Below are 13,055 nucleotides of genomic sequence, written 5' to 3' on the forward strand. Positions count from 1 at the left end.
CTCCCGTCGGGTGGACCGTTCAGAGCCAGGGCTGCAGCCGGCCGGGCGCCAGCCGGCTCCGCGGGTCGAGGCGCGACTTGAGGGCCCGCAGCAGGGCGACCGCCGAGGGCGCGGGGCCCAGCGCGTCGACGACCGCGTCGACCTCGGGCGGGCGGTCACGCAGCAGCACCGTGCCGCCCAGCGCGAGCACCGCGCCGCGCCACGACTCGAACGCCGCGATCTGCTGCGGCGCCGACCCGCCGAAGTGGGCGCTGTGCAGACCGAGGGCGGTGTGCGACCTCAGCCGCACGGGCACCTGCGCGGCCTGGGCGGCGTCGCGGAGCGCGGCCGCCACCTCGGGCAGCCGGCTGGGCAGCGTGCCGGCGAAGGCCACGCTGTGCTCCGGCGGCGCCGCGGCGGCGAGGTCGCGCCACAGGGCCGCCTCGTCGTCGCCGGTCAGCGTCTGCGCGCCGTCCGCCTCGGGCACCAGCGCGCGCAGCGCTGCGGTCTGGGCCCGCACGCCGGCCGCCGAGCCCTCGAACCGTACGGCCAGCCGCCCGTCGCCGTCGCCCGGGTCGCCGGACCAGTCCACCGCGGACGGTTCCAGCGGTGAGGCCGTCAGCCGCAGGGTGATCGCCGCGGCCGCCGGGGCCGAGGCCGGGACGAGCACGCTCGCGCTGTCCTCCGGGCGCGGGTGCAGCCGCACCACGACCTCGGCCACCATGGCGAGGGTGCCCAGCGACCCGTACGTGAGCTTGGTGAGGTCGTAGCCCGCGACGTTCTTGATGACCTGGCCGCCCGCGTGGGCGACCGTTCCGTCGGCGAGCACCAGCGTGACCCCGATGACCAGGTCCCGCATCGCGCCGTAGCGCAGCCGCCGGGGTCCCGAGTCGCCGGTCGTCAGCAGCCCGCCGACGGTGGCGCCGGCCGCCTGGGTGGGCGGGTCGAGCGCGAGCCACTGCCCCGAGGAGGCCAGCGCGTCCTGCAGGTCGCTCAGCGGCATGCCCGCCTCGACGACGGCGGTCATGTCCGCCGGGTTGTGGGCGAGCAGCCGGCGCATCCCGCCGCTCTCCACCACCAGGTCGGGCTCGGCCGTCCGGCCGGCCCAGCGCATCTTCGTGCCGGCCCCGCGGAACAGCACGGTGCCGTGGCTCTCCCGCAGCAGCTGGGCCGCTTCCCCGGCGCCGGCCGGGCGGTGTGCCGTCGTCGTCATCCCTCGCCGCCCTTCAGAACCGCTCGATGACGCCGGCCGCTTCCAGCGGGTGCGGGCGCCATGGGCCGGGACGTTCGCCGCACAGCCGGGGTGTGGGCAGGACCTTGCCCGGGTTGCAGACGCCGCCGGGGTCGAACGCCGACCGGACCAGCGCCATGACCGTCAGGTCCGGCTCGGTGAACATCTTGAGCATCGAGCACGCCTTGTCGCTGCCGACCCCGTGCTCGCCGGTGATCGAGCCGCCCTGCTCCACGCAGAGCTCGACGATCGCGGTGGCCAGGTGCTCGGCCTGCTCCGCCTGCCCGGGCACGGCGCTGTCGTAGAGCACCAGCGGGTGCAGGTTGCCGTCGCCGGCGTGGAAGACGTTCGCCACCCGCAGCCCGGCGTCGCGCGACATCTCGGAGATGCGGGTGAGCGTGGCGCCCAGCTTGGTGCGGGGGATCACCCCGTCCTGCACGAAGTAGTCGGGGCTGATCCGGCCCATCGCCGCGAACGCCGCCTTGCGCCCCTTCCAGACCAGGGCCCGCTCGGCCGGGTCGGAGGCGATCCGGATGCCGGTGCTGGCGTTGTCGCGGCAGATCCGCTGCACCCGCTCGAACTCGTCGTCCACCTCCACCGCGACGCCGTCGAGCTCGACGATCAGTGCCGCCGGGGTGTCGGTGGAGTAGCCGGCCTGCACGGCCCGCTCGCACGCCTCGATCGCGAGCGAGTCGAGCATCTCCACGGCGGCCGGGACGATGCCGGCGGCGATGATGTCGCTGACGGCGTTGCCCGCGCGCTCGGCGTCGGGGAAGTCGGCGACCAGGGTCCGTACGGCCTCCGGGCGGCGCAGCAACCGCACGGTGATCTCGGTGACGATGCCCAGCGTCCCCTCCGAGCCCAGCACGACCGCGCGCAGGTCCGGCCCGACGACGTCGAGGGAGTCCCCGCCGAGCGTGACCACCTCGCCGTCGGCGCACACGAAGGTCAGCCGCAGCACGTGGTTGGTGGTGAACCCGTACTTCAGGCAGTGCGCGCCGCCGGAGTTCTCCGCGACGTTGCCGCCGATGGTGCAGACGACCTGGCTCGACGGGTCGGGGGCGAAGTACAGGTCGTGCTCGGCCACCGCGGCGGAGATCCCGCTGTTGGTCACGCCCGGCTGCACGACCGCACGCTGGTTGTCCACGTCCACCGACAGGATCCGCCGCATGCGGGCGAGCCCGATCACGATGCCGTCGGCGACCGGCAGGGCCCCGCCGGACAGCCCCGTGCCGGCGCCGCGGGCCACGAACGGGATGCCCTCGCGGGCGCACACCCGCACGACGGCCGCGACCTCCTCGGTGCTCGCCGGCAGCACCACCAGGGCCGGGACCATGCGGAAGCCGGTCAGCCCGTCGCACTCGTACGTGCGCAGCTGGGCCGGCTCCGAGATCAGGCCACCCTCGCCGACCAGCTCGCCGATCTCCCGCGCGATCCGCGGGGTGACGCGTCCGGTCGCCTTCTCCGCGACCAGCTCGAGGTAGTTGCTCATCGATGCGCTCCCCTGCCGTCCTCCCCCACGTATATGCGGGCGGAGGGCGCCGGAGGGCCGCGGTGCCACTGGACGGAAACGGGCAGCTCCCCACAACCCCGTCACGTCTTCGATGGAGCGAGGGCTTCGACCACCGGGAGGCGACCATGTCCCAAGACCTCGACCCGGGCGAGACGCGGGAGTGGCAGGACGCCCTGTCCGCGGTGCTGGAGTTCGACGGCGCCGACCGGGCGTACTTCCTGCTCGACGAGCTGATGCACCAGGCACGCCGCAACGGCGCGCCGGTGCCGTACAGCGCGAACACGCCGTACCTGAACACCATCGCGCCGGCACAGGAACCGCCCTACCCCGGCGACCTCGCGATCGAGCACCGGCTGCGATCGATGATCCGGTGGAACGCGGTCGCGATGGTGCTGCGGGCCAACCGGGAGTCCAGCGAGCTCGGCGGGCACATCGCCAGCTTCCAGTCGGCGGCGACCCTCTACGACGTCGGCTTCCACCACTTCTGGCACGCCCCGTCGGAGCAGCACGCGGGCGATCTCGTCTTCGTCCAGGGGCACAGCTCACCCGGGGTCTACGCCCGGTCCTACCTGGAGGGCCGGCTGAGCGAGCAGCAGCTCGACCTGTTCCGCCAGGAGGTGGGTGGCGACGGCCTGTCCTCGTACCCGCACCCCTGGCTGATGCCGGACTACTGGCAGTTCCCCACGGTGTCGATGGGCCTCGGCCCGCTCATGGCGATCTATCAGGCCCGCTTCCTGAAGTACCTGCACAACCGGGACCTCGCGGACACCGGCGACCGGCACGTGTGGGCGTTCCTCGGCGACGGGGAGATGGACGAGCCCGAGTCGAGCGGCGCGCTGTCGCTGGCCGGCCGGGAACGGCTGGACAACCTCATCTTCGTGGTCAACTGCAACCTGCAGCGCCTCGACGGCCCGGTCCGCGGCAACGGCAAGATCATCCAAGAGCTGGAGTCGCTGTACCGGGGCGCCGGCTGGAACGTCCTCAAGGTGATCTGGGGCAGCAACTGGGACCCGCTGATCGCCCGCGACACCACCGGGATCCTGCTCAAGCGGATGGAGGAGGCCGTCGACGGGGAGTACCAGGACTTCAAGAGCAAGAACGGCGCGTACGTGCGGGAGCACTTCTTCGGCAAGTACCCGGAACTGCTGGAGATGGTCGCCGACATGTCCGACGACCAGATCTGGGCGCTGGCGCGCGGCGGCCACGACCCGATGAAGATCCACGCGGCGTACGCTGCCGCGGTGCGGCACACCGGGCAGCCGACGGTGATCCTCGCCAAGACCGTCAAGGGCTTCGGCATGGGCGAGGCCGGCGAGGGCCGCAACATCACCCACCAGCAGAAGAAGATGGCCGAGGGCAGCCTGCGGGCCTTCCGCGACCGCTTCGGCATCGACCTGTCCGACGAGCGGATCAGCGAGCTGCCGTACCTGCGTCCCGCCGACGGCACGCCGGAGATGCGCTACCTGCGCGAGCGGCGGCAGGCGCTGGGCGGTCCGCTGCCGGCACGCCGCCGGACGTCGCGGCCGCTGGAGGTGCCGCCGCTGACGGCGTTCGACAGCCAGCTGCAGGGCACCGGCGAGCGGGAGATCTCGACCACGATGGGGTTCGTGCGGGTGCTGGCCACGCTGCTGCGCGACAAGAAGATCGGCAGGCACGTGGTGCCGATCGTGCCCGACGAGTCCCGCACGTTCGGCATGGAGGGCATGTTCCGCCAGTACGGGATCTTCTCGCAGGTGGGCCAGCTCTACCGGCCCGAGGACGCCGACCAGCTGATGTTCTACAAGGAGGACAAGAGCGGCCAGATGCTGCAGGAGGGCATCAACGAGCCCGGCGCCATGTCGTCGTGGATCGCCGCGGCCACCTCGTACAGCGTCAGCGACACCCCGATGATCCCGTTCTACATCTACTACTCCATCTTCGGTTTCCAGCGCACCGGGGACCTGGCGTGGGCCGCCGGTGACAGCCGGGCCCGCGGCTTCCTGATCGGCGCCACGGCCGGCCGCACCACGCTCAACGGCGAAGGGCTGCAGCACGAGGACGGCCACAGCCACGTCTTCTCGTCGGTGATCCCGAACTGCGTGTCGTACGACCCGACGTTCGCCTACGAGGTCGCGGTGATCGTGCAGGACGGGCTGCGCCGGATGTACCAGGAGCAGGAGGACGTCTACTACTACCTCACCGTCATGAACGAGAACTATCCGCACCCGCCCATGCCGGAGGGCGCCCGCGAGGGGATCCTGCGCGGGATGTACCTGTTCTCCGAAAGCCCGGCGGACGGGCCCCGGGTGCAGCTGCTGGGCAGCGGCACGATCCTGCGCGAGGTGATCGCCGCCGCCGACCTGCTGCGGTCCGACTTCGGCGTCGGCGCCGACGTCTGGAGCGTGCCCAGCTTCACCGAGCTGCGCCGCGACGGCGTGGCCGCCGAGCGCTGGAACATGCTGCACCCCACCGAACCGTCGCGCCGCAGCTACGTCGAGACCTGCCTGGCGGACCGCCCCGCCGGGCCGGTGGTCGCGGCGACCGACTACGTCCGCACGTTCGCCGACCAGATCCGCGCGTACGTGCCGCGCCACTACCGGGTGCTGGGCACCGACGGCTACGGCCGCTCCGGCTACCGGCGCCAGCTGCGCCAGTTCTTCGAGGTCGACCGCCACTACGTCGCCGTCGCCGCGTTGCGCGCGCTCGCTGACGAGGGCGCCGTCGAGGCGACGGTCGTGGCCGACGCCCTGCGGCGCTACGACATCGACCCCGGCAAGCCCAACCCGCCCGAGGTCTAAGCCGGAAGGGACACGCATGACAACCGAGGTCAAGGTTCCCGACATCGGCGACTTCGCCGATGTGCCGATCATCGAGGTGCACGTCCAGGCCGGCGACCAGGTCCGCGAGGAGGACCCGCTGGTCACGCTCGAGTCGGACAAGGCGACCATGGACGTCCCGGCGCCGGCCTCCGGCACCGTGCGCGAGATCCTCGTCAAGCTCGGCGACCGGGTCGGCGAGGGCCGGCCGCTGCTGCTGCTCGACCCCGGCGAGCCGGAGGTCACCCCGCCGCCGGCGCTGGTCGAGCAGCAGGAACCCGACGTGACGGCGCCCGCCCCGGCAGTGCGCGAGCCGGCCCTGCCGGCGACGGACGCACCCGCCCAGGCGCCGGTGCACGCGGAGTCGCCGGACGGCGCTGCCCTGCGTGCCGGGCCGAGCGTGCGGCGCACCGCGAGGGAGCTGGGCGTCGAGCTCACCGCCGTCCGCGGCACCGGCCCCAAGGGGCGCATCACCAAGGAGGACCTGCTGGCCCATCTGCGCGGACCGGCCGCCACGCCCGCGGCGGCGCCCGCACAGGGCACCGGCATCCCCGAGATCCCGGCGCAGGACTTCGCCCGGTTCGGCCCGGTACGCACCGAGCCGCTGAGCCGGATCAGGAAGCTGTCCGGGCCGCACCTGCACCGCTCCTGGCTGAACATCCCGCACGTCACGCACGACGACGAGGCCGACATCACCGGCCTGGACCAGTACCGCAAGGAGCTGGACACGGCGGCGAAGGCGGAGGGCTACCGCGTGACGCTGCTCGCCTTCCTGCTGAAGGCGTGCGTGTCGGCCCTGCGGGAGTTCCCGGCCTTCAACAGCTCGCTGTCGCCGGAGAAGGACAGCCTGATCCTGAAGAGCTACTACCACCTGGGCGTCGCCGTCGACACGCCGGACGGCCTGGTCGTCCCCGTGCTGCGCGACGTCGACCGCAAGGGCATCACCGAGCTGAGCAAAGAGCTGGGCGCCGTGTCGGCCCGGGCCCGCGACGGCAAGCTGTCGGCGCCGGACCTGCAGGGCGGCACGTTCACCATCTCCAGCCTCGGCGGCATCGGCGGCCGCGCGTTCACGCCGATCATCAACGCGCCCGAGGTCGCCATCCTCGGCGTGGTGCGGTCGAGGACGAGCCCGGTCTGGACCGGCGCCGCCTTCGAGCCGCGGCTGATGCTGCCGCTCTCGCTGTCCTACGACCACCGGGTCATCGACGGCGCCCTGGCGGCCCGCTTCGTGCGGCACCTGTGCCACCTGCTGGAAGACCCACGCCGCCTGATCCTCTGAGCCGCCGGAGAGCCCTATGAGCAACGTCGAGGTCCGCGTCCCCGACATCGGCGACTTCGCCGCCGTGCCCGTCATCGAGGTGCACGTCGCGGCGGGCGGGGTCGTGGCGGCCGAGGACCCCCTCATCACGCTGGAGTCCGACAAGGCCACCATGGACATCCCCGCGCCGGTGGCCGGCACGGTGTCCGAGTTGCGCGTCGGCGTCGGCGACCGGGTCTCCGAGGGCACGGTCATCCTGCTGCTCGACGCGCAGGGCAGCGCCGGCGTGCCGCCCAAGGAGCACCTGCGCGAGGACGCCGCCCCCGCCGCTCCGGCGCCGGCCGACTACGGCTCGGCGAGCGGGGTGTACGAGAGCATCGACGTCACCGTGCCGGACATCGGCGACTTCGCCGACGTCCCGGTGATCGAGGTGCACGTCGCCGCGGGTGACGTCGTGGCGGCCGAGGACCCGCTCGTCACCCTGGAGTCGGACAAGGCCACCATGGACGTCCCCGCGCCGGTGGCCGGCACGGTCACCGACGTCCGGGTGGCCGTCGGCGACCGCGTCTCGCGGGGACACGCGATCCTGGCGCTGCACACCGCGGACCTGCCGGACACGACCGCCCAGCCCTCCGCTCCCGCGCCGGCGCCGCGGCCCGCGTCCGCGCAGCGGGCCGACCGGCACGCCGAGGTGCTGGTGCTCGGCGCCGGGCCGGGCGGCTACACGGCCGCGTTCCGCGCCGCCGACCTCGGCAAGTCGGTCGTCCTGGTGGAACGGTGGCCGATGCTGGGCGGCGTCTGCCTCAACGTCGGCTGCATCCCCTCCAAGGCGTTGCTGCACGCCGCGAAGGTGATCGACGAGGCCGCCGAGATGGCGGGCAACGGTGTGGTCTTCGGCCCGCCCCGCCTCGACCTGGACGCGCTGCGCGGCTGGAAGGACGCCGTGGTGCGCCGGCTGACCGGCGGCCTGGGCGGGCTCGCCCGGCAGCGCAAGGTGACGACCGTCCAGGGGGTGGGGCGGTTCGTGTCCGCCACCGAGCTCGAGGTCACCGCCGAGGACGGGACCCGTCAGGTGATCGGCTTCGAGCAGGCGATCATCGCGGCCGGCTCCGAGGCCGTACGGCTGCCGTTCGTCCCGCACGACGACCCGCGGGTGCTCGACTCCACCGGCGCGCTCGAGATCACCGACGTGCCCGCGCGGCTGCTGGTCATCGGCGGCGGCATCATCGGCCTCGAGATGGCCACCGTCTACCACGCACTGGGCTCCCGGGTGACCATCGTCGAGCTGATGGACCAGCTCATCCCGGGCGCCGACCGCGACATCGTGGCGCCGCTGGCCAAGCGGCTGCGGAAGCGGTACGAGAACATCTTCCTCACCACCAAGGTGACCGCCGTGCAGGCGCGGCCCGACGGTCTCGCGGTCAGCTTCGAGGGCGCCGGGACGCCGGACGGCGACCTGTTCGACAAGGTTCTGGTCGCGGTCGGCCGCCGGCCCAACGGCACGGCGATCGGCGCCGCGGACGCCGGCGTCGTGGTCGACGACCACGGCTTCATCCCGGTCGACAAGCAGATGCGCACCAACGTGGCGCACATCTTCGCCATCGGCGACGTGGTGGGCCAGCCGATGCTCGCGCACAAGGCGATGCACGAGGGCCGCGTGGCCGCCGAGGTGGCCGCCGGCCAGGCGCACTACTTCGACGCGCGGGTGATCCCGTCCGTCGCCTACACGGACCCCGAGGTCTCCTGGGCCGGAATGACCGAGAACGAGGCCCGCGCCGCCGGCATCGCGTACGGCAAGGGCGTGTTCCCGTGGGCGGCGAGCGGGCGCGCCCTGTCGCTCGGCCGCGACGAGGGCCTCACGAAGCTGCTGTTCGACGAGGCGAGCCACCGGCTGCTCGGCTGCGGCATCGTCGGGCCCAACGCCGGCGAGCTCGTCGCGGAGGTCGCCCTGGCCATCGAGCTGGGCGCCGACGCGGCAGACGTCGGTCTCACCGTCCACGCGCACCCGACGCTGTCGGAGACGGTCGGCCTGGCCGCCGAGGCGTTCGAGGGCACCATCACCGACCTGTATCTGCCGAGGAAGGGGTGACGGCCGTGTACGAGGGGCCCTTCGACCTGGTGGCCGACGACGACGGGTACGCGCTGCACATCCGCGCCCGGGGCAACGCGGTGCTCACGACGGCGTTCCTCAACCGGGGCACGGCGTTCACGGCCGGGCAGCGGCGGGCGCTGGGGCTCAGCGGGCTGCTGCCCAGCGGCGTGTCCACGATGGACGGGCAGTTGCGGCGGGTGCGCGCGCAGTACAACCGGCAGCCCACCGACCTGGCCCGCAACGTGTACCTGGCCAACCTGCGCGACCGCAACGAGGTGCTGTTCTACCGGCTGCTGACCGAGTACATCGAGGAGATGATGCCGATCGTCTACACGCCGACGATCGGCCAGGCGATCGAGCGGTACAGCCACGAGTACCGCCGTCCGCGCGGGGTCTACCTCTCGGTCGACCACCCCGACGACGTGGAGGACTCGCTTCGCAACTACGGGCTGGGCACGGACGACGTGGATCTGATCGTGGCCACCGACTCCGAGGGCATCCTCGGCATCGGCGACTGGGGCGTCGGCGGCGTCGACATCGCGATCGGCAAGCTGGCGGTGTACATCGCCGCGGCGGGCATCCACCCGCGCCGGGTGATCCCGGTGGTGCTCGACATGGGCACCGACAACCTGGGGCTGCTCAACGACGAGATGTACCTGGGCAACCGGCACGCCCGGGTCCGCGACGAGCGGTACGACCAGCTGATCGACGCGTACGTGACGGCTGCGACCAAGCTGTTCCCGCACGCGATGCTGCACTGGGAGGACTTCGGCGCGGGCAACGCGCGCCGGATCCTCACCACGTACGCGGACCGGTGCTGCACCTTCAACGACGACATGCAGGGCACCGCCGCCGTGGTGCTGGCCGCCACGTTCGCCGGGGTGCGCGCGTCCGGCAGCCGGATGCGCGACCAGCGGGTGGTGATCCACGGCGCGGGCACCGCCGGCCTGGGCATCGCCGACATGATGCGCGACGTCATGGTCCGCGAGGGTCTCGACCCGGCCGAGGCGACCCGCCGCTTCCACGCTCTGGACCGCGACGGCCTGCTCACCACCGAGCACGTCGAGCGGCTGCGCGACTTCCAGGTGCCCTATGCCCGGCCGGTCGAGGAGGTGGCCGGCTGGGGCCGGGACGGCGACCGCGGCATCGGGCTGGCCGACGTGGTCGCGCACGTGCGGCCCACCGTGCTGATCGGCACGTCCACCCAGGCCGGCGCGTTCACCGAGAAGATCGTGACGACGATGGCCGGGCACGTCGACCGGCCGATCATCATGCCGCTGTCGAACCCCACGTCGAAGGCCGAGGCGGTGCCTGCCGACCTGCTCCGGTGGACGGACGGACGGGCGCTGGTGGCGACCGGCAGCCCGTTCCCGGCGGTGGAGCACGACGGCCGGCGCTACGAGATCGCCCAGGCCAACAACGCGCTGATCTTCCCGGGGCTGGGCCTGGGCGTCACGGTGGCCCGGGCCCGGCGGGTCAGCGACGGGATGATCGCCGCGGCCGCCGACGCGCTGGCGTCGCTGTCCGACGCGGGCACCCGCGGCACGCCGCTGCTGCCCTCGGTGCGCAGCCTGCGAGCCACCTCCGCCGCCGTGGCGGTGGCCGTGGCCCGCGCCGCGGCCGACGAGGGCCTCGCCGAGGTGGACCTGGTCAACCCCATCGACCAGGTCCAGCGGGCGATGTGGCGGCCGGTGTATCCGCCGTTCACCGCGATCTGACGCCGGGCGGCCGTCAGGGCATCCGCTCGTACGCCGGCAGCGTGAGGAAGTCGACGAACTCGTCGGCGACGGCCACCTCGACGAACAGCGCGCGGGCGTCGTCGTACGCGCCGGCCTCCCCACCCAGCTTCGCGATCTCCTCGTCGGCGATGCGCTCGACCAGCTCGCGGGTCACCGCCTCGCCGGTGTCGTCGAGCGTGACGTCGTTGTGCAGCCACTGCCACACCTGCGACCGGGAGATCTCGGCGGTGGCCGCGTCCTCCATGAGGTTGTTGATGGCGACCGCTCCGGAGCCGCGCAGCCAGGTCGCGAGGTACTGGATGCCGACGCTGACGTCGTTGCGCAGCCCCGCCTCGGTCATCTGCCCCTGCGTCGCCCGCACGTCGAGCAGCTGGTCGGCGGTCACGGCGACCTCGTCGCGGGTGCGCTCGATCTGGTGCGGGCGGTCGCCGAGCACACCGTCGAAGACCTCCCGGCAGATCGGCACGAGGTCGGGGTGGGCCACCCAGGAGCCGTCGAAGCCGTCGGTGGCCTCGCGGGTCTTGTCGTCGCGGACCTTCGCCAGCGCCGTCTCGTTGACCTGCGGGTCGCGCCGGCTCGGGATGAAGGCCGCCATGCCGCCGATGGCGTGCGCGCCGCGCTTGTGGCACGTGCGCACCAGCAGCTCGGTGTAGGCCCGCATGAACGGCGCGGTCATCGTCACCGAGTTGCGGTCGGGCAGCAGGAAGTCGCGGCCGCGGGTCCGGAACTTCTTGATCACGCTGAACATGTAGTCCCAGCGGCCCGCGTTGAGGCCCGAGGAGTGCTCCCGCAGCTCGTACAGGATCTCCTCCATCTCGAACGCGGCCGGGTAGGTCTCGACGAGCACGGTGGCCCGGATCGTGCCGCGCGGGATGCCCAGCGCGTCCTGGGCGGCGACGAACACGTCGTTCCAGAGGCGCGCCTCCAGGTGGCTCTCCATCTTGGGCAGGTAGAAGTACGGCCCGGCGCCGCGATCCATCTGCAGCCGCGCGCAGTGGAAGAAGTAGAGGCCGAAGTCGACGAGGCTGCCCGACATGCGTTCGCCGTCGACGAGCAGGTGCTTCTCGGAGAGGTGCCAGCCCCGCGGGCGCACCACGATCGTGGCCAGCTCGCCGTCGTTCAGCCGGTAGCTCTTGCCCCCGGGAACGTTGAGCTCCAGCCGGCGCTCGATGGCGTCGCGCAGGTTGAGCTGGCCCTGCACCACGTTCTCCCAGAGCGGGGTGTTGGCGTCCTCGTGGTCGGCCAGCCACACCTTGGCGCCGGAGTTGAGCGCGTTGATGGTCATCTTGGCGTCGGTCGGCCCGGTGATCTCCACCCGCCGGTCCACGAGCCCCGGCGCCGGGTCGGCCACCCGCCAATCGCCCTCGCGCACGTCCTTGGTCTCGTCGAGGAAGTCGAGCGTGCCGCCCCGCTCCAGGGCCGCCTCACGCTCCTTGCGCCGGTTCAGCAGCTCGCGGCGGCGGGCGTCGAAGCTGCGGTGCAGCGTCGCGAGGAAGGACAACGCGTCGCCGGTCAGGATCTCGTCGAACCGGTCCTGCATGGGGCCGACGACCTCGACACCGGATGGGCTGGTCATGGCGCACTCCTCTGCGGGAGGGACAGGGTCGCGGGGCCCCCTATCAACATCAAGATCGATGGATGTCACCCCACAGTGACACCTTAGTAGCGTTGCGGTCACGGCGCCCTTCGGCCCCTCGCCTCACGGCGTCCTTCGGCCTCTCGCCTCACGGCGGCCAGGACTTGAAGCTCTTCGGCCGCGGCGGCGCGTACGTCCGGACCTTGGAGGTGGACAGGCCCAGGCGCACCAGCGACTCGGCGATGGTGACCGCCGCGGCCACGCCGTCCACCACCGGCGCGCCGGTGCGCTCGGCGACCCGCTCGATCAGCCCGGCCATGCCCCCGCAGCCCAGGCAGACCACCTCGGCGTGGTCGTCCTCGACGGCGCGGGCGGCCTCGCGGGCGATGGCCTCCACGGCCGCCTGCGGGTCGTGTTCCAGGTCGAGCACGGCCACGCCGCTCGCGCGCACGGAGGCGCACCGGTCGAGCAGCCCGGCCAGCTTCAGCCGGTCCTCGATCAGCGGCACGGCCCGGTCGAGGGTGGTGACCACGGAGTACTTGTGGCCCAGGAACATCGCCGTGCTCGCGGCCGCCTCGGTGATGTCGACGACCGGCACGTCGAGCAATTCCTGCAGCCCCTCGCGGCCGTGCTCGCCGTAGCCGGCCTGCACCACCGCGTCGTACGGGTCGGGGTAGGCACGGACGGTCTCCATGACGGCGATCGCGGCGAGGTAGCTCTCGTAGTTGCCCTCCACCGACTCGGCGCCGAAGACCGGCGTCAGCGGCACGATCTCGGTGCCGGGCGCGGCCACGCCGGCGGCCTGGGCCCCGATGGAGGCGGTCATGGTCTCGGTGGTGTTGACGTTGACGACGAGGATGCGCACGGCGGGC

6 protein-coding genes and 2 pseudogenes are annotated in these 13,055 nt (G+C 72.7%); 4 read left to right on the plus strand and 4 right to left on the minus strand.

Going from position 1 to position 13,055, the window contains the following annotated elements:
- Positions 1–19 precede the first annotated feature (19 nt).
- The gene (locus ACSNN8_RS32625; RefSeq protein WP_436653824.1) at positions 20–1,192 is read right to left on the minus strand and encodes an FAD-binding oxidoreductase; all 1,173 of its coding nucleotides are present in this window, start codon (positions 1,190–1,192) and stop codon (positions 20–22) included.
- Positions 1,193–1,205: 13 nt separating this feature from the next.
- A complete protein-coding gene (locus ACSNN8_RS32630; protein WP_436653825.1) occupies positions 1,206–2,702 on the minus strand; it encodes an FAD-linked oxidase C-terminal domain-containing protein in 1,497 nt (498 codons plus the stop codon).
- A gap of 146 nt (positions 2,703–2,848) precedes the next feature.
- On the opposite strand from ACSNN8_RS32630, the pseudogene aceE reads away from it, so the two are divergent.
- The 4 genes and pseudogenes from aceE to ACSNN8_RS32650 form a co-directional block, all read left to right on the plus strand.
- Positions 2,849–5,494: pseudogene (gene aceE / locus ACSNN8_RS32635) on the plus strand (pyruvate dehydrogenase (acetyl-transferring), homodimeric type); the annotation flags it as partial.
- Positions 5,379–6,797: pseudogene (locus ACSNN8_RS32640) on the plus strand (dihydrolipoyllysine-residue acetyltransferase); the annotation flags it as partial. The pseudogenes aceE and ACSNN8_RS32640, both read left to right, overlap by 116 nt.
- A gap of 16 nt (positions 6,798–6,813) precedes the next feature.
- Positions 6,814–8,865, plus strand: coding sequence for a dihydrolipoyl dehydrogenase (lpdA, locus tag ACSNN8_RS32645; RefSeq protein ID WP_436653826.1), 2,052 nt, complete (start codon positions 6,814–6,816; stop codon positions 8,863–8,865).
- Between the two features lie 5 nt (positions 8,866–8,870).
- Positions 8,871–10,586, plus strand: a complete 1,716-nt coding sequence (locus ACSNN8_RS32650) for an NAD-dependent malic enzyme (protein ID WP_436653827.1) — start codon at positions 8,871–8,873, stop codon at positions 10,584–10,586.
- A gap of 13 nt (positions 10,587–10,599) precedes the next feature.
- On the opposite strand, the gene aceB is transcribed toward ACSNN8_RS32650, so the two are convergent.
- Together aceB and ACSNN8_RS32660 are read right to left on the minus strand one after the other, a co-directional pair.
- Positions 10,600–12,183 (minus strand): malate synthase A, encoded by a 1,584-nt coding sequence (gene aceB, locus ACSNN8_RS32655; protein WP_436653828.1) that lies wholly within the window; start codon positions 12,181–12,183, stop codon positions 10,600–10,602.
- 148 nt (positions 12,184–12,331) lie between these two features.
- Positions 12,332–13,048, minus strand: coding sequence for an aspartate/glutamate racemase family protein (locus ACSNN8_RS32660; RefSeq protein ID WP_436653829.1), 717 nt, complete (start codon positions 13,046–13,048; stop codon positions 12,332–12,334).
- Between the last annotated feature and the right edge of the window lie 7 nt (positions 13,049–13,055).

This window comes from Actinoplanes sp. URMC 104 (assembly GCF_051386375.1).
Classification (GTDB): domain Bacteria; phylum Actinomycetota; class Actinomycetes; order Mycobacteriales; family Micromonosporaceae; genus Actinoplanes.

Bases quoted from the DNA above. Each gene is read 5' to 3' on its own strand.
- lpdA (WP_436653826.1), top strand. From the start codon at position 6,814: ATGAGCAACGTCGAGGTCCGCGTCCCCGACATCGGCGACTTCGCCGCC.
- ACSNN8_RS32630 (WP_436653825.1), bottom strand. From the start codon at position 2,702: ATGAGCAACTACCTCGAGCTGGTCGCGGAGAAGGCGACCGGACGCGTC.
- aceB (WP_436653828.1), bottom strand. From the start codon at position 12,183: ATGACCAGCCCATCCGGTGTCGAGGTCGTCGGCCCCATGCAGGACCGG.
- ACSNN8_RS32625 (WP_436653824.1), bottom strand. From the start codon at position 1,192: ATGACGACGACGGCACACCGCCCGGCCGGCGCCGGGGAAGCGGCCCAG.